This is a genomic window from Paraburkholderia sp. MM5482-R2 (assembly GCF_050436125.1).
Lineage (GTDB): Bacteria > Pseudomonadota > Gammaproteobacteria > Burkholderiales > Burkholderiaceae > Paraburkholderia > Paraburkholderia tuberum.
Genome location: NZ_JBNDLP010000003.1, coordinates 2660528 through 2686004, shown reverse-complemented (window position 1 = coordinate 2686004; position 25477 = coordinate 2660528). Strand labels below are relative to the sequence as shown.

Sequence of the window (25477 nt, the reverse complement as noted above, 5' to 3'; positions counted from 1 at the left end):
ACCCGTCGAACTCGAATTTAAGCGATTAAATGCCGCCGGCACAAGGCCAGGGCGTTTTATTTCGGCCAAAATTTAAGCGGTTAAATCAAGGCGGAGACAGCATGGCGACGATTCGTTTGAGCGATGTGCAAAAGGCCTACGGCGAACATCCGCCGGTGATCCGGCGCGTGAATCTCGAGATCGCGCAGCATGAATTCTGCGTGTTTCTCGGCCCGTCGGGCTGCGGCAAGTCGACCTTATTACGGATGATCGCCGGTCTCGAAGACCTCAGCGAAGGCGAGCTGCATATCGGCGGCCGCCTCGTCAACGACGTGCCGGCTGCCGAGCGCGGCGTCGCGATGGTGTTCCAAAGCTACGCGCTGTTTCCGCACATGACCGTGTTCGACAACATGGCGTTCGGATTGAAGCTCGCGAAGCAGCCGAAGGACGTGATCGAGCGCAAGGTGGGCGAAGCCGCGCGGATTCTGCAACTGGAAAGCTTGCTCGCACGACATCCGAAAGCGCTGTCGGGCGGCCAGAGACAGCGCGTCGCGATCGGCCGCGCGATCGTGCGCGAGCCGGGCGTGTTTCTGTTCGACGAGCCGCTATCGAATCTCGACGCGGCGCTGCGCGGCCAGACGCGCGTCGAGATCGCGCGTCTGCATCAGCGCTTCGCGAATGCGAGCGTCGTGTACGTCACGCACGATCAGGTCGAAGCGATGACGCTTGCCGATCGCATCGTGCTGCTGCATGCGGGCGCGGATGCCGAGCGCTTCGGCAGCATCGCGCAGAGCGGTGCGCCACTCGAGCTGTATCACCACCCGAAGTCGCGCTTCGTCGCGGGCTTTATCGGCTCGCCGCGTATGAACTTCGTCGATGCGACCGTCGAGTCGATCGAACCGGGGCGTGTGACGGTGGCGCTCGTGGCCGGCGCGGAAAAGCTGGTCGCGCACGTCGACGGTACACGGCTGCAACGCGGCCAGCGCGTCACGCTCGGCGTGCGCCCCGAGCATCTGCGGCTCGATGGCGACGAACAGTTCATTCAGTGCACGACCGTGCTATCGGAACGGCTCGGCGAGCACAGCTATATCCACGCGGACCACGCGGGAGGCACGCTGATCGCGAAGGCGCCCGGCGATACGCCGCTCGGCGCGGGCGAGCGCATCCGCGTCCATGTTCCGCCCGCTGCCTGTCATCTGTTCGACGAACAGGGACTCGCGCTGCGGCGTAGCACGTTCGAGCCGGAACGCGCGGCCGCCTGAACGATCGTCGACGGCGGACCTGCTTGAACGGTTCGTCAGACTGAATTCCGCCATAGAGCGGGTTACATCGCCGGCCACGCTGCGTAGCCGGTCAACAAGGTAGACAAGGAGACATAGATGATTGCTCTTCGCCTTCGCCGTTTCGCACAGGTGTCGATCGCCGCCGCCGTGATGGCCGGCGCGCTCGGCAGCGCCGCGGTCGACGCGGCCACGCTGAACGTCAACGTATCGGCGCGCGGTAATCAGCGCTCGACCTGGCAGGATGCGTTCGACCAGTTCAAGAAAGCCAATCCCGACATCGACCTGAAAATCACCTACGTGACCGAGGAAGCCTACAAGGTGCAGATGGGCGGCTGGCTCGCCACCGATCCACCCGACGTCGTCTCGTGGCACGACGGCGAGCGGATGGCCTATTACGCGCAACGTGGTCTGCTCGAAGATCTGAGCTCGGACTGGGCGAAGAACGGCTGGTCGCAGCAGTATGCGTCGGTCAAGGACGCGTCGACGTACAAGGGCAAGCAGTATGCGGCACCGCTCGGCTATGACGCGTACGGCTTCTTCTATCGCAAGGATCTGTTCGAGAAGGCCGGCATCAGGAGCGAGCCGAAAACGTGGGACGAACTGCTCGAAGCCAACAAGAAGCTGAAGGCGATCGGCGTCGCGCCGATCGCGGTGGCTGCTCGCGACAGCTGGACGCTGGCCGCCTGGTTCGACTATCTCGATCTGCGCATCAACGGCAACGAGTTCCATCAGAAGCTGATGGCCGGCGAAATTCCGTACACCGATCCGCGCGTGAAGAAGGTCTACACGACGTGGAAGACGCTGCTCGACAATCACGACTTTATCGATAATGCGCTGTCGTACGACGTCGATTCGATCGGCCCGATCCTCAACAACGGCAAAGCCGCGATGATGCTGATGGGCACGTTCTTCTCGGCGAGCTTCCCGCCGTCGATCAAGGACCAGATCGGCTTCTTCCGCTTTCCGGTGCTCGACGCGAACGTGCCGATGGCCGAGGACGGCCCCGTCAACGTGCTGCTGATTCCGGCGAAGGCCAAGAACAAGGCCGACGCGCGCAAGCTGCTCGCGTTCATGGAGACGCCGAAGATCAACGCCGAACTCGCGAAGGGCTGGGGACAGTTGCCGTCGAACAGCCAGGCGGCGCCGCCTGAGGACGCGATCTCGAAGGTCGGCTTCCAGACGCTCGCGAACACGAAGGGCGGCATCGCGCAGTTCTACGATCGCGATATGCAGAAGGAAATGGCCGACGAAGGCATGAAGGCCATGCAGCAGTTCTACAGCGATCCGTCGCAACTCGACAGCGTGCTCGCTCATCTCGAAGCGACGCGCAAGCGCATCTACCAGAAGTAAGTCCCGCCGCGCCGGCCGCTCGATCGCGGCCGGCTTCCGGGCCCCCATTCCGCCTTCGATTTCCGACGAGGCCGTTCCATGTCTCATACCGCAGCGCGCCGCCTGCCCGCGGCGCGGCACCGTCGCGTCTCGACGACGCGCCGTCATCAGCATCGCGCCGCGTTTTACTTTCTGCTGCCGGGCTGCGCGTTGTTCGCGCTGTGCGTGATCTATCCGATCATCAGCAGCATTTCGCTGAGCTTCTACCACTGGGACGGCATGACGCCGAAGACCTTCGCCGGTCTCGCCAATTACGTCGAGCTGTTTCAGTCCGATACGTTCTATACGGCGCTGAAGAACAACCTGATCTGGCTCGCGCTGTTTCTGCTCGCGCCGCCTCTCGGTCTGCTGTTCGCGCTGTATCTGAACCAGCAGGTGCGCGGCATGCGCGTCGTGAAGTCGCTGTTTTTCGCGCCGTTCGTGCTGTCGGGCGTCGTGGTCGGCCTCGTATTCAGCTGGTTCTACGATCCGACGTTCGGGCTGCTGCGGCTGATCGTCGGCCGTGGCATTCCGGTGCTCGGCGATCCGCATACGGTCACGCTCGGCATCATCTTCGCCGCGCTGTGGCCGCAGGCGCCGTTCTGCATGATCCTGTATCTGACCGGGCTCACCGGCATCAATCCCGAGGTGGTCGAGGCCGCGCGCATGGAAGGCGCGCAGGGGCTGCGACTGCTGTGGCACGTGATCCTGCCGCAATTGCGGCCCGCCACCTTCATGGCGGTGGTGCTGACCGTGATCGGCGCACTGCGCAGCTTCGATCTGATCGCGGTGATGAGTGGCGGCGGTCCGTTCGACAGTTCCACCGTGCTCGCCTATTTCATGTACGACCAGGCGATCAAGTACTACCGCGAAGGCTATTCCGCCGCGATTGCGGTCGTGCTGTTCGCGATCATGCTCGTCTATATCGTGTTCCATCTGCGCCGCATGTTGCGCGAGGAACGCTGATTCTCTGAACCTCAGGAGTACCCGGTCATGTATCCGCTTCCCGTCGAACGCTGGAAACCGCTGAATCGCACGCTTTACAAGGCCTCGCTGCCGCTGGCGCTGTTTATCTGGCTGCTGCCGATGCTCGCCGTGCTGCTGACCTCGATCCGCTCGACGGATGAATTGTCGCAAGGCGACTACTGGACATGGCCGAAACACTTCGCGTTGCTCGAGAACTATGGCACCGCGCTCACGCAAACGCCGATGCTGCATTACTTCGCCAATAGCGTGCTGATCACGGTGCCGTCGGTGGTCGGCGCGATCGTGCTCGCGTCGATGGCGGGCTTCGCGTTGGCGACGTATCGCTTTCCGGGCAACACGGCCGTGCTGTTCGCGTTCGTCGCCGGCAATTTCGTGCCGATCCAGATCCTGATGATTCCAGTGCGCGACATGGCGCTGAAGTTCGGCCTGTTCAACACCGTGTGGGCGCTGGTGATCTTTCATGTGTCGTTTCAGACCGGCTTCTGCACCTTGTTTCTGCGCAACTTCATCAAGCAACTGCCGTTCGAGATGATCGAGGCCGCGCGCGTCGAAGGCGCGGGCGAGTGGACGATCTATTTGCGCATCGTGCTGCCGCTGATCCGCCCCGCGCTCGCCGCGCTCGCGATCCTCGTGTTCACGTTCGTGTGGAACGACTACTTCTGGGCGCTGTGCCTCACGCAAGGCGACGACGCCGCGCCGATCACGGTGGGCGTCGCCGCGCTGAAAGGGCAGTGGACGACCGCGTGGAACCTCGTCGCGGCGGGCTCGGTGCTGGCCGCGTTGCCTTCGGTGCTGATGTTCTTCGGCATGCAAAGGCACTTCGTCGCCGGACTGACCTTCGGGGCGAGCAAGGGATAAAGGGCGCTTGAAACACGATTGAAACGACGGCTCGACGTCAACTCACCACGAGACTTTCACATGCAACTTGGTGTCTGCTACTACCCGGAACAATGGCCGCGCGCGATGTGGGCCGACGACGCGCAACGTATGGTCGAACTCGGCATCACGCATGTGCGGATCGCTGAATTCGCGTGGAGCCGTATGGAGCCGCGCGCCGGCGAATTCGACTGGCAATGGCTCGACGAAGCGGTCGAAACGCTCGCGAAAGCGGGCCTGAAACTCGTGCTCGGCACGCCGACCGCTTCGCCGCCGAAGTGGCTCGTCGACGCCCACCCGGACGTGTTGCCGGTGCGCGCGGACGGCGCGCGCTGGAGTTTCGGCTCGCGGCGTCACTACGATATTTCGAGCGACACGTACCGGCGCGAATGCGTGCGCATCGTCACCGCCATGGCGAAGCGCTATGGCCGGCATCCGTCGATCGTCGCATGGCAGACCGATAACGAACTCGGCTGCCACGACACGGTGCCGAGCTATTCGGCCGCGGCGTTGCAGCGCTTTCACGCGTGGCTGCAGCGGCGCTACGCAACGATCGGCGCGTTGAACGACGCGTGGGGCAATGTGTTCTGGAGCATGGAGTACCCGTCGTTCGACGCGATCGGGCTGCCGACGCTGACACCCACCGACGCCAATCCGATCCATCTGCTCGACTTCCGCCGCTTCATGTCCGACGAGGTGGCGAGCTTCCATCGCGAGCAGATCGAGGTGTTGCGCGAGCATGCGCCGAACGCGGATCTGCTGCACAACTTCATGGGCTTTTTCACGACCTTCGATCACTATCGCTTCGCCGCCGACAACGCGATCGACGTCGCCGCATGGGACAGCTATCCGATTGCGCGCACTGAGTCGATCGCGTTGCCGCAGGAGCAGAAGGCGCGCTTCGCGCGTACCGGACATCCCGACGTGTCCGCGTTCGATCACGACCGCTACCGGGGCATTGGCGGCGGGCGCTTCTGGGTGATGGAGCAGCAGGCCGGTCCGGTGAACTGGGCGTCGTGCAATCCGATTCCGGCGCCGGGCATGGTGCGGCTATGGGCGTACGAGGCGTTCGCGCATGGCGCGGAGCTGGTGTCGTATTTCCGTTGGCGTCAGTGCCCGTATGCGCAGGAGCAGATGCATTCCGGGCTCAATCTGCCGAACGACGAACTGTCGCCGGGCGGTCTCGAGGTGCAACGGGCCGCGCGTGAGATCGCGGGCAGTACGGCGCTGTCGACGCTCGCCGCGCCCGCGCGCGCGGCCACCGCGCTGGTATTCGACTACGAGACGCAGTGGATGTTCGAAATCCAACGTCACGGCAAGGGCTTCGACTACCAGACGCTCGCGTTCGACTACTACGAGTCGCTGCGCGAACTCGGGCTCGATGTCGATATCGTGTCGAGCCGGGCAGATCTTTCGCGCTACCAGCTAGTCGTGTTGCCGAGTCTCGCGGTGATCGACGCCGCGCTCGTCGAGCAGATCGCGCGTTCGAACGCGCAATGGGTGTTCGGCCCGCGCAGCGGCTCGAAAACCGACGCGTTCGCGATTCCCGGCAATCTGCCGCCCGGCGCGTTGCAGCGCGCGCTGCCGATCCAGGTGCTCGAAGTCGAAACGCTGCGCTCGACGCTCGCGCCCGCGCTGTCGATCGACGGCACCGAGGGTTACGCGCTGCACTGGCGCGAGCATGTGCGCGCCAATGGCGAGACACGCATTGCCGCGCGCTTCGACGATGCCTGGCCCGCGCTGCTGACGCACGGCAACGTGCGCTATGTGGCCGGCTGGCTGTCGCATGAACTGCATCGCACGCTGTTGCGGCAGGCGGCGCGCGATGCGGGCCTCGATACGCAGATACTCGCCGATGGACTGAGGCTGCGCCGCCGCGGCGGCTTGACCTTCGCATTCAATTTCGGCGCGCAACCGGTGCAGGCGCCAGCACCGCGCAATGCGACGTTCGTGCTCGGCGAGCCGCGCCTGAATACCGGCGACGTCTGCGCGTGGAAAGACGCGTGACGTGGTGTGGTTGTCACGTCACGGCAGGAAGTCAACCGAGTGGATTCCGACGCCGAACGTCGGGTGGAAAGTCGGCGCCGGCGACCAGTGGGACAACAACACGCTGTTCGATTTCCACGGCAACGCACTGTCGTCGCTGGATGCGTTCCGGCGGCGCTAGCGCATCGCGGGTGACACGCCGGCATCACTGTGCCGGCGATGCCTGCCCCTTGTGCTGGTTCACACACTCCGACGTGATCGCCATGCTCGCCTGATCGGGCGTCATGTGTGGCGCGTCGGGGCTGTAGATCTTTTCGATGATCGCGTCGACGGCCGCGCGGTCGGACGGGTCTTTGTAGTAGTGGGCGGCCTGCTCGAGCGCCTGAGCTTTGGTCTTTTTGTGTGCGCGCCACGACGCGACCTGGCCGGCGATATCGCCGAGCGCGAAACATTGATCGCTGACGGTCTGCGCGACGGCCTGAGCGGCCGGCTGCGCGATGCACAGCGCGACGAGCGCGGATACGACTACGCGTTTCATTACTGGAGTCCTGACATGAGACGGCGGCGGCGCGGCAGCGGCGGTGATCGCCGCGCCTGGCCGCGCGCGGAAAAATTGTTGCGTAGTGTATCGGGAAGTAGGCCGGGGCGCTTTTCGCCGCCGTGGATCCCAATGCCGCAGGCGAACGGATGTGACGTCGATGCGTCACAGCGGCAGCGGCCGATCCTTTAGCCAGGTTTCAGGCGCGGCGATGGTTCTGATTGCCGTGCTGCTGTGTGTCGAGCAACTGCTCGCGTTCAGGTAAGCGAGAGATTCCAGCCGTTCAGCGAAACAAAAAGCCGCCCTGCGATTCGCAGGGCGGCTTCTGGGTCACCACTCGATCGAACCGTCACCGGTCCGCTGGCGCGCACATTTCATTGCAGGCTCAATGGCCGAACGACTCCGTCTTCGACGCACCCGCTTCCGCCGCCTGCGGCCGTGCCGCCTGCTTGATCAGCAGCGCGACGCAAGAGAGCAGACCCGCCACCGCGATCGTCGCGAAGATGCCGCCGAACGAGAAGTGGCGGCGCGCCAGCTCGGCTACGAGGAACGAACCCGCAATGCCGCCGAAGCGGCCGACGCCAAGCATCCACGCGACGCCCGTGCCGCGGCCCACGGTCGGGTAGAACGCGGCGGCGAGCGCCGGCATCGACGATTGCGCGGTGTTCATCAGCACGCCGGCGATGAACACGATCAGCACGAGCGCGCCGACGTTGCCGGCCGCCTGACCGATGAAGTACACGCTGACGGCGGTTAGTGCATAGCACACCGCAATGACGCGGTTCGCGTTGAAGCGGTCCATCAGCACGCCGGCCAGTACCGCGCCGACGCCGCCGAGCGGGAACAGCGCGGAGATCAGCGTCGCGCGTTGCGGCGTGAGGCCGGCGTCCTTCAGCAGGATCGGCATCCAGTTGATCGATGCGTAGAAGATCACGAGGCCCATGAAGTACGCGACCCACAGCATCACCGAACCGACGATGTACGAGCGCGACAGCACGACGCCGAGACCCTTGCCGCCGGTTTGCGGCGCGGTTTCGGTCATCGTGAAACCGGCGGCCTGCACCGCGTCGCCGGAAATGCGCGCGAGAGCCGCGCGAATCCGCTCGGCCGGCTTGTTATTCGCGACCATGTAGCGGACCGACTCCGGCATCTTCGCGAGCAACAGCAGCAACAGCAGCAGCGGCGTGACGCCGCCGAGGATCAGCACACTGCGCCAGCCCAGATGCGGAATCATCCACGCGGCGAGGAAGCCGCCGAACGCGGCGCCGAGCGGGAAGCCACAGAACATCAGGTTGATCATGGTGGCGCGGCGGTTGTCCGGGCAGTACTCGCCCATCATCGTGACCGCGTTCGGCATCGCGGCGCCGAGGCCGACGCCGGTGACGAAGCGCAACACGGTCAGTTGGTCGATGCCGGTCGAAAACGCCGACGCGAGGCAGGCGACGCCGAACAGCAGCACCGAGCCGACCAGCATCGAGCGACGCCCGAGGCGGTCGGACAACGGACCCGAGCCGAGCGCGCCGCACGCGAGGCCGAACAGCGCGGCGCTCAGGACTGGCGCGAGCGCGGGCTTGTCGATACCCCATTCGGTGATCAGTGAAGGCGCGATGAAGCCGATCGCGGCAGTGTCAAAACCGTCCAGCAGGACGATGATGAAGCACATGAAAAAGATCAGCCACTGGAACGGCGAAAACGGATGCTCGTTGATGAAGGTTTGAACGTTCACAGCGGGGCTGCGGTTCATGATGGTCTCCTGGCAGCGAAAGGCCCGACACGACGAGCTATTCTTCTCTAAGACTGTACGCCGTCTGGCAACGGCGTACGATGCCTGCGGCGGGCCAACTGGCCGTTCATCGGCAATGAATCATCCCGGACGGATCGGTTTGACTGAATCGCGCCGGGCGAGGGAATTTGTTCGAATAAAGAACTGTGATTCTCTATGCGAACGCGCGCCACTGTAAGGAATGAATTCGATGCGGTCAACGGGGGAATACCCGAGCTTCGCAGTGGCGGACGTGCCCGCCGATGCGTGGGAGGCGGCGCGCTGCAATCGGGCCGCAGAAAGGACGAGGCGCGCCAAGCTCAACGCGCCAAAGCAACCGGCGAACGACGTCGAGACATCTGCCCGTCAGGCCGTCACCCCGGGATTGGCCACCGTCCGCTCGATTCGCCCCAGCCGGACCACCGTCACACCGGGGCGTAATTGCCGCAGCGACGGCATCACGAGCATGCAGTTGTCGTAGGGGGTGCGCACCTCTTCGCCGTTCGACCAGCCGATCACGGCGCCCGCCTCGGCGAAAACTTCGAGGCCGGTGTACGCCGCGGCGAAGCTGAAGTCCATGCTGGTCGCGACGACCGGCTGTGTCACGCGCACGATGTTCTGCTCGGGCGGCAATGGCGCGAGCCATCCAGGCGGCAGATCCGCTTCGTCGATCACGCCGGCCAGCAGCAGGAAGCGCGCGGTCGTATCGCGCGCGACCGCCACCGCACGGCGCTCCCAATGCTGGCCGCATTCGATCAGCAGCGCGTTCTTCGGGCTCGCGGCATCGCCGAACCCTTCGTAGTCGCGCATGCGGCGGCCTTCGGGATGCCCTTCGTCGCAGATCACCGCGGCGGGCGTACCGAGCCGCACCGCGAGGTCGATGCCTTTTTGCAGCGGTCCCGCGACGATCAGCGGCTTGCACCGCTCGTGCATCGAATGCAGGTCGAGCAGCACGTCGACCGTATCGATCACCGGGCGCATCGCACGCGCGCGCTGCAGCTCGCTCGACCTGCGCGACGTGTCGTCGAGCACCGCCGCCGTCCACACGCGGTTGAAGTCCTGATCGACGAAGCGCGCGGCGTCCGGATTCGCCGGATCGAAGCGCCGGTACGCGGCGACGTTCGCGAACGACAGCGTGAGCTGTCCGCGTCGCGGCCGCAACGCGCGGCGCAGCAGCTCGTCGATGACGATCGCGCCGCACACTTCGTTGCCGTGCGTGAGCGCGTTGATCATCACGTGCGGGCCGGGCACGCCCGAATCGAACGTGTGGACGTATGCAACGCCCGACGACGATGGCTCGTGCGGCGCGATATCGGGGAATTCGACTTCGATCGGATAGGCTTCTCGGCTCATGGCGGCGTCCTCGGTGAATGGCATTGATAATCTTTTCGTAAGACGTTGTTATTCCTGGCACCTTCCGCAAAAGATAGTAAATGTTCTTCCGACATGTGCTTACCGTATCCCGCCACGTCGACAAAATCGTGAACGGATATCAATGACGTGCGGATGCGAGGCGCATCTTCAGCGTGCACGCCCGCGCATCGCCCAATACCGGTTGCCGAGAAAGCCCACGATCACGTAGACGGGAATGCCGCACAGTTGCGCGAGATAGGGCGCGTGCGTGAGATGCAACACCGAAACCATCGTCGCGAGATTGGCCAGGTACGAGATCAGCACGACGATCAGAAAGCGGATGGCGGTGTGCCGCGTGGCCTCCGTCCTGAACGTGAACCTGCTGTTGAGCGCGAAGCTCAGTCCCACACCCATCGCGTAGCCGACTATGTTCGCAACTACAGGAATCGCGCCCGCCGCTTGCACGATAAAGATGATTGCGGCCGAGATCACCGTATTGAGGCCGCCAACCAGAAGATACTTGATGAACTGGCGAAGAGGTTCGGTACGCGATGCTGTCGTGCGTAGACTGTTCATCGAATGGCCGCCTTCATGCGGCGCTCGCGTAGACGGCATATTGGGCGCCGAGCGGAACATGGCTCAGATATTTTTCGAGTGGACGCAGTTTGGCCAGCATGTGAGGAAAGAAAATCCGGAAGCGCACGACAACGTCGGAAAAGCCCGCATCGAGGCACGCCTGCTTCATGTTGCGCGCGGTGATCAGTTTGGCGTTCACATCGAACTCGCAGGCGTTGACCGCCCTGACGGTCAGCGGGTTCAGCGGATTATGCTCGAAGATGACGACCGTGCCCCGCGGACCCACGACGCGTTTCAGTTCGCCCAACAAATGAACATGCTCGGCGTGATCGATATGATGGAACACGCACATCGCATAGGCGAGATTGAATTCGCCCTGCTCGAAAGGCAGCGTGTGACCATCGAAGTGGACGAAGCGCGAGGAATCGGGAAAGCGGCTGTGCGCGACTTCCAGTGAACGCTCCGATACATCCGCGCACGTGAGCTGTGCGTCCGGCAAATAGCGCTTCACCCATGGAATCGACGTGCCCACGCCCGATCCGAAATCGAGCATGCGCGCGGGCAGCGCATCGCGTCGCGTCATCTCCTCGGCGATGTCGCGGATCTTGTACTCGGCGAAAAACTCCGGACCTTCTCCCGATGCCGCGATGTTACGGGCGTGCAGCGAAAGATACTCGTCAGCAAAGCTGTCGAACTCGGCCTTGTCCATGCTATTCATCCTTTCCGTGAACATCCGTTCCAAAGGCAATTGGAAAGCGATCTGGCGTGACGGTTCATGCATTCTCCATTGTCTCCACGACCCAATCATACGGGACCACGCGAACAATCGCATGGCCTTGCGCGTATCGGCATGCTGATGCAGACCAGTGCCAGTAAAAAGTGGTTGTTCGTATTCCGATGTGGTAATTCCGTTGCGGCTCTAATTCGACGTTTTTTCCGATGCCTTAGTACATTTCGGACAAAGAGGTCCCGTATGCTTGCCTGTGGTCGGCGATGCGTACTAATGTCCAACTAGGTTAAACGCCGGACTCTGTGCCTGACTCTGGGTCGAGCCAGCTTCAGAATAGGGAGTTGCCTATGACGACGATGAATCTCGTCGTACCGTGCTACAACGAAGAAGAGGTTATCACCGAGACAAGTAAGCGGCTGCTCGCACTTCTGGAGCGATTGATCGAGGCCGGCGAGGTGAGCAACGAAAGCCGCATCACTTTCATTGACGATGGTTCCCGCGACCGTACCTGGTCGATCATCGAAGTGCTGCACGCGCAGAATGCCCGCTGCGGCGGCATCAAACTCTCGCGCAATCGCGGTCATCAGAATGCGCTGCTCGCCGGTCTGATGACGGCTCAAGGCGATGTACTCGTGAGCCTCGACGCGGATCTTCAGGACGATATCGAAGCCATTCCACGCATGCTCGCGGAATATCAGTCGGGTGCGGAAATCGTCTTCGGCGTGCGTCACAAACGTACGACGACACATTCTTCAAGCGCTTCACCGCTCGCAACTACTACAAGTTGCTCCGGACGTTCGGCGTCGATATCCTGCCGGGCCACGCGGATTTTCGCCTGATGAGCCGCAAGACAGTGGAAGCGTTGCGTCAGTTTCAGGAGGTCAATCTTTTCCTGCGCGGCATCATTCCGCTGCTCGGGTTCAAGACTGCGATCGTCGAATACGAGCGCGCCGCGCGCTTTGCGGGCGAGAGCAAATACCCGCTCAGCAAAATGATCGTCCTCGCGCTGGACGGCATCACGTCGTTCTCCGCCGTTCCCTTGCAATGGAGTACGCGCATCGGCGCATTGCTGGCGATCGGCTCGCTGTGCTTCGGCGCATGGGCCGCCTATGCGCGCATCTTCACCAACCTCACGGTGCCCGGCTGGGCTTCGACGGTAATCCCAATGTACTTTCTCGGCGGTATCCAGTTGCTCTTCCTCGGTGTAATCGGCGGCTACATCTCGAAGACGTACGCCGAAACCAAGCACCGTCCCCGTTTCATCATTGAGCAAACGTTATGAATTTTCCCGTCGATCGTTCGGCGCCGGCGACCCCGGGCGCCGACGCGGTGTCCGCAGACGCGCTGTTTTCGCGCTCCGGCCGGCTCGCCACCATTCTTCCGCGCGTGCTTTTCATCGTCACCGTGCTGTATGGCGCAGCGTTGTTCTGGATCGCGCCGCGTCCGCCCTTGGTGGACTTGCCGCAACATGCGGGACAGGTGATGTTGCTGCGCGATCTGCTCGAGCATACGTCGCCGTGGCAAAACCTCGTGCAGCTCAATCTGCTGACGCCGTATCTCGTCGGCTACGGCCTCGCGCTGCCGCTCACGTATCTGATGCCGATCGGCGCCGCGCTCAATTGCGTGCTGATGCTCGCGTATTTCGCGTTCGTGGCGTCATGCGTGGGCTTTCGCAGGTATCTGGGCGGCGATCCACGGCTCGACTGGCTGTTCGTGCCGGGATTTTTCGGCTTCGCCTTCATGTGGGGCTTCTATACGTTTCTGGTCGCGACCCCGTTGGGCATTCTGTTCATGTGGCTCTCGCACGACTATGCGAAGGCGACTTCCGTCAGGAAGGGGGTATGGATGTTGGTTGCGGGCACGGCGCTGTTCTTCTGTCACGGGCCGTGTTTCTGCTTGCGATGGCGGTAGGCGTCGGCTTCGTGCTGTTCAAACAGAAGACGTTCGTCCGCAAGATCCTCGCGCTCGCGCCGTTCGTGCCGCTCGGTGTGCTGTGCATCGCGTATATGGTGTGGAGCCGCGCGACCGATCCGCTGCTCGGGCAGACGGTGCCCGGCGTAGACGTATTCAAATGGGGCTTCGACTTGCAGCGGGTGCTCTCGCTGCCCGTCTACGTGTGGGGCATGAACAAAAGCGCGGCCGTGTATTTGCCGCTCGTCGCGCTGATGTTCGCCGCGCCGTGGCTATGGCGCAACAGGATCAATCCCGATCGCTCGGTCCTCGTGCCGATGCTCGCCGTGGCGTTCGTGTGGTTCGTCGTGCCGGGCACGGCGCTGAAGACTGCGTACCTGTATCACCGTTTCGCGCTATTTCTGTTGCCCGCGTATGCGTTGATGTTCTGCGCGCCGCAAACGTCGGCGAACGGCGCTCGCCGTGCGTCGTCCGGTTCGAACCGGGGTGCGCTGCCCGGCGTCGCCGTACAAGCGTTGATCATCGCCGGATGCTGGATCTTCTTTGCGGACCAGACGGTTCGTCTGCATCGTTTCGCCGTCGAGAACGCGCCGCTGGACGCGCTGCTGTCACGGACCGAACCGGATCAACGCGCGCTAAGTCTGATATTCGATCGCGCGAGTCCCGCGTACAGGAGCCCGGCCGCGTACGAGCACCAGTCGCTGTGGTATCAGGCGGAGAAACACGGTTTCGTCGATCCGAACTTCGCGACTTACGTGCCGCAGATCGCGCGCTTCAGGCCGGGCATGATGCCTATGGCCCCGCTGACGCTCGAACACGATCCGGCGGGTTTCGAATGGAATAAGGACAATGGCCGTCTGTACCGCTATTTCTTCGTTCGCAAGGAGGGGCCGTTGCCGAAAGATTTCTTCGCCAATGGCGAATGCGATGTCGCCCTGGTGACGCACGAGGGCGAATGGTCGCTCTACGAGCGGCGCAACTGTCGATAACGGCGCATCCGGCGTTGCGCCGTCATCCCTTCATGTCGAACGATCGGCGGCCAGGCATTCACAGCGCGCTTTGATGGGCCTGGCGCGTCGTTCATATCAGGCGAGTTTTGCCACGATCGCCTCGCCGACTTCGCTCGTGCTTGCCTTGCCGCCGAGGTCGCCGGTGTGCGGACCCTCGATCAGCGTCGCCTCGATCGCCTTCAGGATCGCGTCGTGCGCTTCGCGCTCCTTGCCGCTCGAATGACCGAGGAAGTCGAGCATCATCGCGGCCGACCAGATCATCGCGATCGGATTCGCGATGTGCTTGCCGGCGATATCGGGTGCCGAGCCGTGCACCGGCTCGAACAGCGACGGAAACTTGCGGTCCGGATTCAGGTTGCCCGACGGCGCGAGGCCGATCGTGCCCGTGCACGCGGGGCCGAGATCGGACAGGATGTCGCCGAACAGATTGGTCGCGACGACCACGTCGAAACGGTCCGGGTTCAGGACGAAACGCGCGCACAGGATGTCGATGTGCTGCTTGTCCCACGTGACGTCCGGATACTGCGCGGCGATGCCGGCCGCGCATTTGTCCCACCACGGCATGCTGATCGCGATGCCGTTGCTCTTCGTTGCGACGGTGATTTTCTTGCGCGCGCGGCGCTGCGCGAGATCGAACGCGAACTTCAGCACGCGCTCGCTGCCATGCCGCGTAAACACCGACTCCTGCAGCACGAACTCGCGCTCGGTGCCTTCGAACATCACGCCGCCCACCGACGAATACTCGCCCTCGGTGTTCTCGCGCACGATCCAGAAGTCGATGTCGCCGGCCTTGCGTCCCGCGAGCGGCGAGGGAACGCCCGCAAAGAGCCGTGCGGGCCGCAGATGGTGGTGGTTATTTTATTCGTGGTGCATTCGTTCATGCCGTGCCAGGCGCGGCGTGCCCCTCCTGCAAGGCTTAACCAGGGGTTTTTTGGGGATGGTACCTTGATGCACAATCGGGCCTCCTTTATTGACTGTGAGGCACGATGACTTCACTTTCCCTGGGTTCTTATCATGAGGTCCGTGAAAGGCGGCACGGACATCTGTTCTCGGTCAGCCTTTACAGATCGTTCAACCTTCACATCAGGTCTCGCTGGCTGTTTGACGTGGATCGGTGGTTCCATTTTGCATTGCCGGCGAGCACAGCCCGCGAAGCACACGATGACATTGTGCAGGGCATGGAGGAAGCGCGCGCGGCGTGGCTGCAACATAGCCCATCCGTGCTGCTGTCGCACCAGTCATATGAGTTACGCGATATGCTCGGCCGGAGTGACAACTGCTTTCATATGTACAGGATGAAAGACGATGAGGTTGCCAAAGCCCTGTACAACGAAGTGAAGGACGGTAGCCTGATCTTCGTCCCTGAGCGGGACGAGATGCTCAAGTGCGTGCAGGCGATACGGGAGCAGCGGGAAAAGGCTTCCCGGACAGCGCCCGCACGCGCGCAACAACCGGCCGACGCGGACATGCTAAGTTCGCTCTATGGCAACAGCCCGCGCGCGCCGCAGAACCTCGGCAATGCTCAGGCGTTCAACTATCAGCCAGATGCCGTGAGTGACGATGTGCAGGACATTGCGGCGCGCGGAGTGAGCGATTTTCACGAGGCCGAATGCTTCGCGCAGTACGAACGGGACATAGACCTGTGCAACGCACTGGCTGGCCCAATGGGCGGTACACGCGGCATCGCGCTATGCAAAACGCAGGCATTCCAGAACTATCAACAGTGCAGAGGATATTGATGGCTACTCATCCGCCGTATTCCGTGGTTCTAACCTATACAGAGGACCGTCAACGGCTCACGGTGCAAACCGTTGACCCCACCAGGCTTGCTCCGTTGCTGGCCGGGAAAATTGAAATGCCGATCCTTCTCGATGAGTACGATTTCAAACTCGACGACGAATTTGCGCGGAGGCTCGGCGTCGCAATACTCAACGTGATTGCGCTCGGTCAGCCTGACATCAAGCAGTACATGTCGGTTACGCAAGAGCCGATCGACAAGCCTTCACAGACGTAGCTCGCCGCCCGCGCACTTATGCGCTGTGCGTGCAACGGGCATTCGGGAATTATCAAACCTACTGTTGCGCGTCCGGCCCGCGCAGGGCCGCGAGCGCTTCAGGAAGTCGCGCGAGCGCGTCCGCTAGCGAACGTGCGCCGCCGAGTGGGAGAATGCCGGCAAAGCTGTCGTCGTCCACCAGCAGCCCGTCGAACTGCCCAGTGCTGTCGCGATAGACGATCACGTCTGCCCGCTGCCAGCCCGTCCTTGCGAGTACCGCCGCCACGACTGCTCCGGCCGCGGTGGTGTCGCTGCGGCAACCGGGCGCGCGTGCAAGGACAACGCTTTCCGGTTGTATAACCAATGTCGAGGGTACTGAACTATGGTCCCGTCAAAATCATTCGTCGTCTCGTATAACGAAGAGCTGCAACAGTTTGAAATGTATTCACTCAAGGATTCCGACTTGGCCGCTCTACGCGAAAACGCCGTTGTCGCGCCTTGGCGTCTTTCAGCGATTCCGGGCGGCAAATTAGGTGAAAACATCGCGAAGCGTCTCGGCGCTATGGCGCTTGGCGTTCTCTCGATATATCACCCTGAAGTGCAGCAACGTTTGCGCGTGGAGCCGGATCAGTTTCCGTTTCCGTAGGCCGTACCGCGTCAGCGAAGTCGGATCCACCAGTCAAGGGTCCGTATGATGATCGGGTCGCCAGCAGCAGAGTCGATGGTTGCCTGTTTCCCCTGGTACCCCTGTTGCATTACTGTTACTGCCTCTATTGAGGCGGTTTTTATGGGCGCTATTACAAAAGCCCCGCGTGCCACAGAATCTCAGCAATGCGCAGCCGTTCGACTATCAGCGCGGCATGCCGGATGACGACGGTATGCGGTTTGTTTGGGCGACGGCCCAAAATTTACTGCATAGCGCTTCAAGCAGGGCAAGCGATGGTAAATTTCCGCTCGCGTTACGGGCAGTGAGCAAGTTGTCCGTAGCGCTCGCGTATGCAATTGTTTTCGAGGAGATGACATGGCAGCAAGGCAGTCTCTTTCGCATACAACTCGACGGATCGGAATACACGAGAAGCGCTGGACCCTGCAAATCGGGGGGATATGGAAGGAGTCGCGCAGCACATGTCGCTCAATATCATGGTGACCCCACGCGATCGGCGGGGGCGCCCGATTGGCTCGCCCCGCAGAAGCCGGGGACTGGCGAATCGGCGGATAGGGGAATCGGCGCCTTTCAGGAAGCAGCGACCGTGATGCTCAAACCACTGTGCCCGGCGCTGATCATTTACCTGACTGCGACCACCTGCTCTGCCACCGGGATCACGGCCACCCCGTCATCATTCAACGGAAAATGGACCGTCACCGATGTGGTCGGATACAGCGATGTCTCGGGCGGAATACCTGAGGCAAAACGACTGCTCGGCAAGGTGCTGAGCATATCGACTGGGCAGATCGAATTCGCAGGCGAGCGCTGTCGTCCGCACGGCGGTTTCAACGTCCGCACCGTCAATACCGCGCCGAAGCTCAAGGACTATTACGGTATCAACCTCGAAGATACGGGCTTGCCGCCGAAGACCCTACTGCTGGACAGCGACAATTGCGCGGCCGTATTCCGCATGGATGCGCATCGCGTCGTATTCGGTTGGAACGGCGTGATCGTGCGGGCAGTGAAACCGTAACCATCTCTACCGCCCCGCATTCAGCTTGCGCCACAGCGTCGTCTTGCTGATGCCCAACGCGGCGCAAGCCGCATCGCGATCACCGTCGTGAACCGCGAGCACCGCGCGGATTTCATCGGCCTCGACATGACGGCTGCGCTCGCGCAGCGTCAGCGCCGCCGGCTTCGCGCGCGCGATGGGCTCGACGACTTCCGGCGCGATCGCGCGCAGCATGTCGCGCGTGACGAGCGCCGCACTCGCATCCGTGTCCGCATCGCCATCGGCGAGTTCAACCGCGATCCGCTCGATCACGTTCTGCAACTCGCGCACATTGCCCGGCCACGCATAGCGCCGCAACGCCGCGCCCAAACCCTCCAGCATGCGAGCGGCGGTCGGCGCGTCGGGCACGCGCGCCGCCAGCCTCGGCTCGCGCGCGGCCGCCTGGCGCAACAGTTCGGCGGCGAGCGGCAGCAGGTCGTTCGGCCGCTCGCGCAGCGGCGGTAGCGCGATGCTGAGGATGTTGAGCCGGTAGTACAGATCGGCACGGAAACTGCCCTCTGCGACGGCGTCGGTCAGCGCGCGATGCGTCGCCGCGACGATGCGGATATCGACGCGCATCGGCTCCGTCGATCCGAGCCGCACCACCTCGCGCTCCTGCAACACGCGCAACAGGCGGCTCTGCAACGGCAACGGCATCTCGCCGATCTCGTCGAGAAACAGCGTGCCGCGATGCGCGACCTCGATCAGCCCCGCCTTGCCGCCCTTGCGCGCGCCGGTGAACGCGCCTTCCTCGTAGCCGAACAGCTCGCTTTCGAGCAGCGCCTCCGGAAACGCGCCGCAATTGATCGCGACGAACGCGAAGTCGCGTCGCGCGCTCAGTTGATGCATGCTCTGCGCGACCATTTCCTTGCCGGTGCCGCTTTCGCCGAGAATCAGCACGGTCGCGTCCGACCTCGCATAACGCACGACGAGCGCGCGCACCCGTTCGATCGATTCCGACGCGCCGACGATATCGTCGAGCCGGTAGCGCGCGGTGAACTGCTGCACGCGTTGACGCGCGCGCAGCGTCCGATCGAGCCGTTCGACCGCGCGCGATTCCTGAAACGTCAGTACGGTGCCCGGCGCCGCGCCGCTGCTTGCGAGCGGCCCGCGATGCACGACATAGCTGGCGCCGCGCACCGTGCAGAAGCTGTCGCCCTCCGCGTCCGGCAGACTGCCCGCGAGGTCGGGCGCGAGTTCGAGCAGCGCGCGGCCGACGGCCTTCGCGGCATCGATACCGAGCACGCTCGCGAGCCGCTGGTTCATCAGTTCGACGCGGCCTTGCGCATCGAGCGCGACCACGCCGTCGCGCAGGTGCTGCAGCAGCGTGTCGAGCCGCTGACGTCGCACGGTTTCGCGGCGCGTCGCCTGCGCGACTTCGAGCGCGGTGTCGAAACCGGCCCGCACCGACGCGCGCGAGTAAAGAAACACCGCGCCCATGCCGGCGTTCGCAGCGAGATCGGTGACCATGCCTGGGCCGACCACGACGTCGATGCCACGATCGCTGAGATCGAGCACGACGCTCTCTGCGTCCTGCGCCGACTGATACGACGCGAACGTGACATCGAGCGCGTACGCGGCGGTGAAACGGCGCACTTCGTCGGGCGTGTCGCCGTGCGTGACGAGCGCGACGCGCGGGCCTTCCCGACGCGCGCGGGCGAGCGCATGCATGACGTCGTAGCCGGTCGGACTGATCCGCACGACCGGCACCGACACGCGCGTCTTCAGATACGCGCCGTTCGAGCCGCCCGCGAGCACGACGTCGGGCCGCGCGGCGCCCGCGGCCTCGATTTCGCGCACCGCGTCTTCGAAGGCGTGCGACACGATGCGAACATCCGCGCGTTCCACGTATTCGCCGGCGATGTCGAAGAACAGATCGCGCAGGCGGCTAATGCTGAGCGCCCAGACGCGCGGACGCTGCGGCGGTTCATAAAGAGGCGTGCTCAAGGCGGACGGCTCGCAACGGGACGGTTCGGGACCTCCATTATGCGAGCATTCATTGCCGATTTGAAATCCGGAGTTTCATTAATGAAATCGAGCGTCGGACGGGGTCGCGTCATCGCTTCGCCGGACTCCCGCCAAATCAGGCACTTAGCTGGCGGTGAGGGGGCTGGCCCGTTCCTTGCGTACAAGGCAGCCCAGTCGAAGCAATGGCCAAATTCCAACCCTTTCTGGAGACAATCGATGAGCGAAGCAGACAACAGTACGCCGAACGCAGGCGCTTTCAAACCGAAAAAATCCGTCGCGCTGTCGGGCGTGACCGCGGGCAACACCGCGCTGTGCACGGTCGGCAAGACCGGCAACGATCTGCACTATCGCGGCTATGACATTCTCGACATCGCCGAGGCGTGCGAATTCGAGGAGATCGCTTATCTGCTGGTCCACGGCAAGCTGCCGACCCAGGCCGAACTGACCGCGTACAAGACCAGGCTGAAGTCGATGCGAGGCCTGCCCGCCAACGTGAAGGCCGCGCTCGAATGGATTCCGGCCGCCGCGCATCCGATGGACGTGATGCGCACCGGCGTGTCGGTGCTCGGCACCGTACTGCCCGAGAAAGACGATCACAACCTGCCCGGCGCGCGCGATATCGCCGACAAGCTGATGGCCTCGCTCGGCTCGATGCTGCTGTACTGGTATCACTACTCGCACAACGGCAAGCGCATCGAGGTCGAAACCGACGACGATTCGATCGGCGGTCATTTCCTGCATCTGCTGCACGGCGTCGAGCCGTCGAAGGCGTGGGTCGATGCGATGCACGTGTCGCTGAACCTGTACGCGGAGCACGAGTTCAACGCGTCGACGTTCACCGGCCGCGTGATCGCGGGCACGGGCTCGGACATGTACTCGGCGGTCACCGGCGCGATCGGCGCGCTGCGCGGCCCGAAACACGGCGGCGCCAATGAAGCCGCGTTCGAAATCCAGTCGCGCTACCAGACGCCTGACGAAGCCGAAGCCGACATCCGCCGCCGCGTCGAGAACAAGGAAGTCGTGATCGGCTTTGGCCATCCGGTCTACACGATCTCGGACCCGCGCAACAAGATCATCAAGGAAGTCGCGAAGAAGCTGTCGAAGGAAGCGGGCAACACGAAACTGTTCTCGATCGCCGAACGGCTCGAATCGGTGATGTGGGACGCGAAGAAGATGTTCCCGAACCTCGACTGGTTCAGCGCGGTGTCGTATCACATGATGGGCGTGCCGACCGCGATGTTCACGCCGCTGTTCGTGATCTCGCGTACGGCAGGATGGAGCGCGCACATCATCGAGCAGCGCGTCGACAACAAGATCATCCGCCCGAGCGCGAATTACACCGGTCCGGACGATCTGCCGTTCGTGCCGCTGGCGAAGCGCGTTTGACGCGAGCAGCGAGCTAAACTGCCTGCACTGTCCAACCGGCCGCGCGCGAGAAGCGCCGCCGGACGCCGCCGGCATCCTGTCCGGCGGCCGATAACCGTCCTGTCCCTACGCCATGAATACTGCCAACCGCAAACGCCTTCCGGGCACCAAGCTCGACTTCTTCGATACGCGTGCCGCGGTCGACGCAATCAAATCCGGCGCCTACGACAAGCTGCCGTACACGTCGCGCGTGCTCGCCGAAAACCTGGTGCGCCGCTGCGATCCGGTGACGCTGACCGCTTCGCTGAAACAGATCATCGAACGCAAGCGCGAGCTCGATTTTCCGTGGTTCCCGGCGCGCGTCGTGTGCCACGACATTCTCGGCCAGACCGCGCTCGTCGATCTGGCGGGTCTGCGCGATGCGATCGCCGCGCAAGGCGGCGATCCGGCGCTCGTGAATCCGGTGGTGCCGACGCAACTGGTCGTCGACCACTCGCTGGCCGTTGAGTGCGGCGGTTTCGATCCGGACGCGTTCGCGAAGAATCGCGCGATCGAAGATCGCCGCAACGAAGACCGCTTCGATTTCATCAACTGGACCAAGCGCGCGTTCCGCAACGTCGACGTGATTCCGCCGGGCAACGGCATCCTGCATCAGATCAACCTCGAACGCATGAGCCCGGTCGTGCAGGTGAAGGACGGTGTCGCGTTTCCCGACACGCTGGTCGGCACCGACTCGCATACGCCGATGGTCGATGCGCTTGGCGTGATCGCGATCGGCGTCGGCGGCCTCGAAGCGGAGAGCGTGATGCTCGGCCGCGCGTCGTACATGCGGCTGCCCGATATCGTCGGCGTGGAGCTGAGCGGCAAGCCGGGCGAGGGTATTACCGCGACCGACGTGGTTCTGTCGTTGACCGAGTTCTTGCGCAAAGAGAAGGTGGTCGGCGCGTACCTCGAGTTTTACGGCGAGGGCGCGGCGAATTTGACCTTGGGCGATCGCGCGACGATCGCGAACATGGCGCCCGAGTTCGGCGCGACTGCCGCGATGTTCTACATCGACGAGCAGACGATCCGCTATCTGAAGCTGACCGGCCGCGACGACGAACTCGTCAAACTCGTGGAAACGTATGCGAAGCAAACCGGCTTGTGGGCCGATACGCTGAAGCACGCCGACTACGAGCGCGTGCTCGAGTTCGATCTGTCGAGCGTGGTGCGCACGCTCGCGGGGCCGTCGAATCCGCATCGCCGCTTGCCGGTGTCGGAGCTGGCCGCGCGCGGCGTCAGCGGCAAGGTCGAGAACGAGCCCGGTCTGATGCCGGACGGCGCGGTGATCATCGCCGCGATCACGAGCTGTACCAACACGAACAATCCGCGCAACATGATCGCGGCGGGCCTGGTCGCACGCAACGCGAACCGGCGTGGACTCGTGCGCAAGCCGTGGGTCAAGAGCTCGCTCGCGCCGGGCTCGAAGGCGGTCACGCTGTATCTGGAAGAGGCAGGGCTCTTGCCTGAACTCGAACAGCTCGGCTTCGGCGTGGTCGCGTATGCGTGCACGTCGTGCAACGGCATGTCCGGCGCGTTGGACCCAGTGATTCAGAAGGAAGTGATCGAGCGCGATCTGTATGCGACCGCCGTGCTGTCGGGCAACCGCAACTTCGACGGCCGGATCCACCCCTACGCGAAGCAGGCATTTCTCGCGTCGCCGCCGCTGGTCGTCGCCTATGCGATCGCGGGCACGATCCGCTTCGACATCGAGAAGGACGTGCTCGGCGTCGATGCGGACGGTCATGCGGTCACGCTGAAAGATCTGTGGCCGTCGGATGCGGAGATCGATGCGATCGTCGCCGCGAGCGTGAAACCCGAGCAATTCCGCAAAGTGTATGAACCGATGTTCGCGGTCTCCCCCGACACCGGCGCGAAGGCCGACCCGCTGTACGACTGGCGCGAAGAAAGCACCTATATTCGCCGTCCGCCGTACTGGGAAGGCGCGCTCGCCGGCGAGCGCACGCTGAAGGGCATGCGAGCGTTGGCCGTGCTCGGCGACAACATCACGACGGACCACCTGTCGCCGTCGAACGCGATTCTGCCCGACAGCGCGGCCGGCGAATACCTGACGAAAATGGGCCTGCCCGAAGAGGACTTCAATTCGTACGCGACGCACCGCGGCGATCACTTGACCGCGCAGCGCGCGACCTTTGCGAACCCGACGCTGAAGAACGAGATGGTGCTGGAGAATGGCCAGGTGAAGGCCGGTTCGCTCGCGCGTATCGAGCCCGAAGGCAAGGTCACGCGCATGTGGGAAGCGATCGAAACGTATATGGAGCGCAAGCAGCCGCTGATCGTGATCGCGGGCGCCGACTATGGCCAGGGGTCGTCGCGCGACTGGGCCGCGAAGGGCGTGCGGCTGGCCGGCACCGAAGCGATCGTCGCGGAAGGCTTCGAGCGGATTCACCGCACGAACCTCGTCGGCATGGGCGTGTTGCCGCTCGAATTCAAGCCGGGCGTGAATCGCCTGACGCTCGGCATCGACGGCACGGAGACGTTCGATGTGATCGGCGAGCGCAAGCCGCGCGCCGATCTGACGCTGGTGATTCATCGCCGCAACGGCGAGCGCGTCGAAGTGCCGGTGACGTGCCGGCTCGATACGGCCGAAGAGCTGTCGATCTACGAAGCCGGTGGCGTGCTGCAGCGTTTCGCGCAGGACTTTCTCGAGTCGACCAGAGCGGCGGCTTGACGGGTAGATGCGCGTTTTGCAGTGAACGTCGCAACAGACCAGGGCGATGCGGCTTGACGAGCCGCATCGCCCTTCATCAAAGAACATGTCACCTCAGGACACCTTCATGGCCCACCTTCCCCAGATCAAGATTCCGGCCACCTATATGCGCGGCGGCACCAGCAAGGGCGTGTTTTTCCGTCTGCAGGATCTGCCCGAGGCCGCGCAGCGACCGGGCGCCGCGCGCGACGCGCTGCTGATGCGCGTGGTCGGCAGTCCCGATCCGTACGGCAAGCAGATCGACGGCATGGGCGGCGCGACGTCGAGCACCAGCAAGACCGTGATCGTTTCGCGCAGCAGCCGGCCAGATCACGACGTCGATTATCTGTTCGGTCAAGTGTCGATCGACAAGGCGTTCGTCGACTGGAGCGGTAATTGCGGCAACCTGTCGGCCGCGGTGGGGCCGTTCGCGATCAGCGCGGGCCTCGTCGAGGCGAGCCGCGTGCCGCGTGAAGGCGTCGCGATCGTGCGCATCTGGCAGGCCAATATCGGCAAGACGATCATCGCGCACGTGCCGATGAGCGATGGCGCGGTGCAGGAAACCGGCGACTTCGAGCTCGACGGCGTGACCTTCCCGGCCGCCGAAGTGCCGCTCGAATTCATGGACCCGGCCGCCGGCGAAGAAGGCGCGGGCGGCGCGATGTTCCCGACCGGCAATCTCGTCGACGACCTGGAAGTGCCGGGCGTCGGCACGTTGAAGGCGACGATGATCAACGCGGGCATCCCGACGATCTTCGTCGACGCCGAGGCGATCGGCTACAAGGGCACCGAGTTGCAGGACGCGATCAACAGCGACGCGAAGGCGCTCGCGATGTTCGAGACGATTCGCGCGCATGGCGCGCTGCGCATGGGGCTCATCAAGCATCTCGACGAGATCGCGACGCGGCAGCACACGCCGAAGGTCGCATTCGTCGCGAAGCCGGTCGATTACGTGGCGTCGAGCGGCAAGCCGGTGCGCGCGGGCGACGTCGACCTGTTGGTGCGCGCGATGTCGATGGGCAAGCTGCATCACGCGATGATGGGCACGGCGGCGGTCGCGATCGGCACCGCGGCGGCGATCGCGGGCACGCTCGTCAATCAGGCGGCGGGCGGCGGCGAGCGTGAGTCGGTGCGCTTCGGGCATCCGTCGGGCACGTTGCGCGTCGGCGCGCAGGCGAGTCAGAAGGACGGCGAGTGGGTCGTCACGAAGGCGATCATGAGCCGCAGCGCGCGCGTGTTGATGGAGGGGTGGGTCAGGGTACCGCAGCAGGGCTGAGGCGGCGCCGGTGTCGGCCAACGTCAGCGGCACGGAAGGCTACGTAGGGCAGGCCGTCGCGCTCGCGGCG

General features: G+C 63.5%; 23 protein-coding genes and 2 pseudogenes. 17 read left to right on the top strand and 8 right to left on the bottom strand.

All coding sequences use genetic code 11. From position 1 onward, the window contains the following. The first annotated feature begins 101 nt into the window (after nucleotides 1-101). The 6 genes and pseudogenes from OKW37_RS34305 to OKW37_RS34280 form a co-directional block, all read left to right on the top strand. The gene (locus OKW37_RS34305) at nucleotides 102-1241 is read left to right on the top strand and encodes an ABC transporter ATP-binding protein (protein WP_429403586.1); all 1140 of its coding nucleotides are present in this window, start codon (nucleotides 102-104) and stop codon (nucleotides 1239-1241) included. A 171-nt stretch (nucleotides 1242-1412) separates the two neighbouring features. Beyond that, nucleotides 1413-2612, top strand: coding sequence for an ABC transporter substrate-binding protein (locus tag OKW37_RS34300; RefSeq protein ID WP_429404367.1), 1200 nt, complete (start codon nucleotides 1413-1415; stop codon nucleotides 2610-2612). A 78-nt stretch (nucleotides 2613-2690) separates the two neighbouring features. Further along, nucleotides 2691-3596 carry a carbohydrate ABC transporter permease gene (locus tag OKW37_RS34295; RefSeq protein ID WP_429403585.1) on the top strand — a complete coding sequence of 302 codons (906 nt, stop codon included), beginning with the start codon at nucleotides 2691-2693 and terminating at the stop codon, nucleotides 3594-3596. Nucleotides 3597-3623: 27 nt separating this feature from the next. Next, nucleotides 3624-4475, top strand: a complete 852-nt coding sequence (locus tag OKW37_RS34290) for a carbohydrate ABC transporter permease (protein ID WP_429403584.1) — start codon at nucleotides 3624-3626, stop codon at nucleotides 4473-4475. A gap of 60 nt (nucleotides 4476-4535) precedes the next feature. After that, nucleotides 4536-6500 (top strand): beta-galactosidase, encoded by a 1965-nt coding sequence (locus OKW37_RS34285; protein ID WP_429403583.1) that lies wholly within the window; start codon nucleotides 4536-4538, stop codon nucleotides 6498-6500. Between the two features lie 37 nt (nucleotides 6501-6537). Beyond that, nucleotides 6538-6660: pseudogene (locus OKW37_RS34280) on the top strand (glycosyl hydrolase 53 family protein); the annotation flags it as partial. A 24-nt stretch (nucleotides 6661-6684) separates the two neighbouring features. Here OKW37_RS34280 and OKW37_RS34275 read toward each other — a convergent pair. The 5 genes from OKW37_RS34275 to OKW37_RS34255 form a co-directional block, all read right to left on the bottom strand. Continuing rightward, nucleotides 6685-7017 (bottom strand): hypothetical protein, encoded by a 333-nt coding sequence (locus OKW37_RS34275; protein ID WP_184039654.1) that lies wholly within the window; start codon nucleotides 7015-7017, stop codon nucleotides 6685-6687. Nucleotides 7018-7402: 385 nt separating this feature from the next. Continuing rightward, nucleotides 7403-8761 (bottom strand): MFS transporter, encoded by a 1359-nt coding sequence (locus tag OKW37_RS34270; RefSeq protein ID WP_187614185.1) that lies wholly within the window; start codon nucleotides 8759-8761, stop codon nucleotides 7403-7405. A 384-nt stretch (nucleotides 8762-9145) separates the two neighbouring features. Then, entirely contained in the window at nucleotides 9146-10132 is a 987-nt protein-coding gene (locus OKW37_RS34265) for a M14 family metallopeptidase (protein ID WP_429403582.1), read from the bottom strand. 168 nt (nucleotides 10133-10300) lie between these two features. Beyond that, nucleotides 10301-10708 (bottom strand): GtrA family protein, encoded by a 408-nt coding sequence (locus tag OKW37_RS34260; RefSeq protein ID WP_184039660.1) that lies wholly within the window; start codon nucleotides 10706-10708, stop codon nucleotides 10301-10303. Between the two features lie 13 nt (nucleotides 10709-10721). Next, entirely contained in the window at nucleotides 10722-11417 is a 696-nt protein-coding gene (locus tag OKW37_RS34255; protein ID WP_429403581.1) for a class I SAM-dependent methyltransferase, read from the bottom strand. A 377-nt stretch (nucleotides 11418-11794) separates the two neighbouring features. On the opposite strand from OKW37_RS34255, the gene OKW37_RS34250 reads away from it, so the two are divergent. The 4 genes from OKW37_RS34250 to OKW37_RS34235 are packed head-to-tail and all read left to right on the top strand — an operon-like array spanning nucleotide 11795 to nucleotide 14338. After that, nucleotides 11795-12277: a glycosyltransferase family 2 protein gene (locus OKW37_RS34250; protein WP_429510038.1), complete on the top strand. Its 483-nt coding sequence runs from the start codon at nucleotides 11795-11797 to the stop codon at nucleotides 12275-12277. Then, nucleotides 12277-12720, top strand: coding sequence for a hypothetical protein (locus OKW37_RS34245; protein WP_429510036.1), 444 nt, complete (start codon nucleotides 12277-12279; stop codon nucleotides 12718-12720). Before OKW37_RS34250 ends, OKW37_RS34245 begins: the two co-directional genes overlap by 1 nt. Continuing rightward, nucleotides 12717-13349, top strand: coding sequence for a hypothetical protein (locus tag OKW37_RS34240; RefSeq protein ID WP_429403579.1), 633 nt, complete (start codon nucleotides 12717-12719; stop codon nucleotides 13347-13349). Before OKW37_RS34245 ends, OKW37_RS34240 begins: the two co-directional genes overlap by 4 nt. After that, the gene (locus OKW37_RS34235) at nucleotides 13280-14338 is read left to right on the top strand and encodes a hypothetical protein (protein ID WP_429403578.1); all 1059 of its coding nucleotides are present in this window, start codon (nucleotides 13280-13282) and stop codon (nucleotides 14336-14338) included. The genes OKW37_RS34240 and OKW37_RS34235 overlap by 70 nt, the downstream gene beginning before the upstream one ends. Before the next feature lie 96 nt (nucleotides 14339-14434). Here the strand turns inward: OKW37_RS34235 and OKW37_RS34230 are convergent. Next, a pseudogene (locus OKW37_RS34230) lies at nucleotides 14435-15205 on the bottom strand (isocitrate/isopropylmalate dehydrogenase family protein); the annotation flags it as partial. Nucleotides 15206-15345: 140 nt separating this feature from the next. Between OKW37_RS34230 and OKW37_RS34225 the strand changes: the two are divergent. Both OKW37_RS34225 and OKW37_RS34220 read left to right on the top strand, forming a co-directional pair. Then, nucleotides 15346-16098 carry a hypothetical protein gene (locus tag OKW37_RS34225; RefSeq protein ID WP_429403577.1) on the top strand — a complete coding sequence of 251 codons (753 nt, stop codon included), beginning with the start codon at nucleotides 15346-15348 and terminating at the stop codon, nucleotides 16096-16098. Next, nucleotides 16098-16373, top strand: coding sequence for a hypothetical protein (locus OKW37_RS34220; protein ID WP_090809227.1), 276 nt, complete (start codon nucleotides 16098-16100; stop codon nucleotides 16371-16373). The genes OKW37_RS34225 and OKW37_RS34220 overlap by 1 nt, the downstream gene beginning before the upstream one ends. Before the next feature lie 58 nt (nucleotides 16374-16431). Here OKW37_RS34220 and OKW37_RS34215 read toward each other — a convergent pair whose 3' ends face one another. Continuing rightward, nucleotides 16432-16638, bottom strand: a complete 207-nt coding sequence (locus tag OKW37_RS34215) for a hypothetical protein (RefSeq protein ID WP_429403576.1) — start codon at nucleotides 16636-16638, stop codon at nucleotides 16432-16434. Nucleotides 16639-16734: 96 nt separating this feature from the next. On the opposite strand from OKW37_RS34215, the gene OKW37_RS34210 reads away from it, so the two are divergent. Then, a complete protein-coding gene (locus OKW37_RS34210) occupies nucleotides 16735-16998 on the top strand; it encodes a hypothetical protein (protein ID WP_090809231.1) in 264 nt (87 codons plus the stop codon). 166 nt (nucleotides 16999-17164) lie between these two features. Next, nucleotides 17165-18031 (top strand): hypothetical protein, encoded by an 867-nt coding sequence (locus OKW37_RS34205; protein ID WP_429403575.1) that lies wholly within the window; start codon nucleotides 17165-17167, stop codon nucleotides 18029-18031. Nucleotides 18032-18037: 6 nt separating this feature from the next. Here OKW37_RS34205 and prpR read toward each other — a convergent pair whose 3' ends face one another. After that, entirely contained in the window at nucleotides 18038-19996 is a 1959-nt protein-coding gene (gene prpR / locus OKW37_RS34200) for a propionate catabolism operon regulatory protein PrpR (protein WP_429403574.1), read from the bottom strand. Between the two features lie 237 nt (nucleotides 19997-20233). On the opposite strand from prpR, the gene prpC reads away from it, so the two are divergent. From prpC to prpF, 3 genes are all read left to right on the top strand, one after another. Continuing rightward, nucleotides 20234-21403, top strand: coding sequence for a bifunctional 2-methylcitrate synthase/citrate synthase (prpC, locus tag OKW37_RS34195; RefSeq protein ID WP_184060451.1), 1170 nt, complete (start codon nucleotides 20234-20236; stop codon nucleotides 21401-21403). Between the two features lie 112 nt (nucleotides 21404-21515). Further along, a complete protein-coding gene (acnD, locus tag OKW37_RS34190; RefSeq protein ID WP_429403573.1) occupies nucleotides 21516-24113 on the top strand; it encodes a Fe/S-dependent 2-methylisocitrate dehydratase AcnD in 2598 nt (865 codons plus the stop codon). Between the two features lie 106 nt (nucleotides 24114-24219). Beyond that, nucleotides 24220-25407, top strand: a complete 1188-nt coding sequence (gene prpF, locus OKW37_RS34185; protein WP_429403572.1) for a 2-methylaconitate cis-trans isomerase PrpF — start codon at nucleotides 24220-24222, stop codon at nucleotides 25405-25407. Nucleotides 25408-25477 lie beyond the last annotated feature (70 nt).

Excerpts from the sequence above, each read along its gene's own strand:
- OKW37_RS34305 (WP_429403586.1), top strand. The coding sequence starts at position 102 with ATGGCGACGATTCGTTTGAGCGATGTGCAAAAGGCCTACGGCGAACAT.
- OKW37_RS34235 (WP_429403578.1), top strand. The coding sequence starts at position 13,280 with ATGGATGTTGGTTGCGGGCACGGCGCTGTTCTTCTGTCACGGGCCGTG.
- OKW37_RS34290 (WP_429403584.1), top strand. The coding sequence starts at position 3,624 with ATGTATCCGCTTCCCGTCGAACGCTGGAAACCGCTGAATCGCACGCTT.
- OKW37_RS34245 (WP_429510036.1), top strand. The coding sequence starts at position 12,277 with ATGAGCCGCAAGACAGTGGAAGCGTTGCGTCAGTTTCAGGAGGTCAAT.
- OKW37_RS34300 (WP_429404367.1), top strand. The coding sequence starts at position 1,413 with ATGGCCGGCGCGCTCGGCAGCGCCGCGGTCGACGCGGCCACGCTGAAC.
- OKW37_RS34285 (WP_429403583.1), top strand. The coding sequence starts at position 4,536 with ATGCAACTTGGTGTCTGCTACTACCCGGAACAATGGCCGCGCGCGATG.
- prpF (WP_429403572.1), top strand. The coding sequence starts at position 24,220 with ATGGCCCACCTTCCCCAGATCAAGATTCCGGCCACCTATATGCGCGGC.
- OKW37_RS34295 (WP_429403585.1), top strand. The coding sequence starts at position 2,691 with ATGTCTCATACCGCAGCGCGCCGCCTGCCCGCGGCGCGGCACCGTCGC.
- OKW37_RS34220 (WP_090809227.1), top strand. The coding sequence starts at position 16,098 with ATGGCTACTCATCCGCCGTATTCCGTGGTTCTAACCTATACAGAGGAC.
- OKW37_RS34255 (WP_429403581.1), bottom strand. The coding sequence starts at position 11,417 with ATGGACAAGGCCGAGTTCGACAGCTTTGCTGACGAGTATCTTTCGCTG.
- OKW37_RS34270 (WP_187614185.1), bottom strand. The coding sequence starts at position 8,761 with ATGAACCGCAGCCCCGCTGTGAACGTTCAAACCTTCATCAACGAGCAT.
- OKW37_RS34210 (WP_090809231.1), top strand. The coding sequence starts at position 16,735 with ATGGTCCCGTCAAAATCATTCGTCGTCTCGTATAACGAAGAGCTGCAA.
- prpC (WP_184060451.1), top strand. The coding sequence starts at position 20,234 with ATGAGCGAAGCAGACAACAGTACGCCGAACGCAGGCGCTTTCAAACCG.
- OKW37_RS34240 (WP_429403579.1), top strand. The coding sequence starts at position 12,717 with ATGAATTTTCCCGTCGATCGTTCGGCGCCGGCGACCCCGGGCGCCGAC.
- OKW37_RS34260 (WP_184039660.1), bottom strand. The coding sequence starts at position 10,708 with ATGAACAGTCTACGCACGACAGCATCGCGTACCGAACCTCTTCGCCAG.
- OKW37_RS34250 (WP_429510038.1), top strand. The coding sequence starts at position 11,795 with ATGAATCTCGTCGTACCGTGCTACAACGAAGAAGAGGTTATCACCGAG.
- acnD (WP_429403573.1), top strand. The coding sequence starts at position 21,516 with ATGAATACTGCCAACCGCAAACGCCTTCCGGGCACCAAGCTCGACTTC.
- OKW37_RS34265 (WP_429403582.1), bottom strand. The coding sequence starts at position 10,132 with ATGAGCCGAGAAGCCTATCCGATCGAAGTCGAATTCCCCGATATCGCG.
- OKW37_RS34275 (WP_184039654.1), bottom strand. The coding sequence starts at position 7,017 with ATGAAACGCGTAGTCGTATCCGCGCTCGTCGCGCTGTGCATCGCGCAG.
- OKW37_RS34225 (WP_429403577.1), top strand. The coding sequence starts at position 15,346 with ATGACTTCACTTTCCCTGGGTTCTTATCATGAGGTCCGTGAAAGGCGG.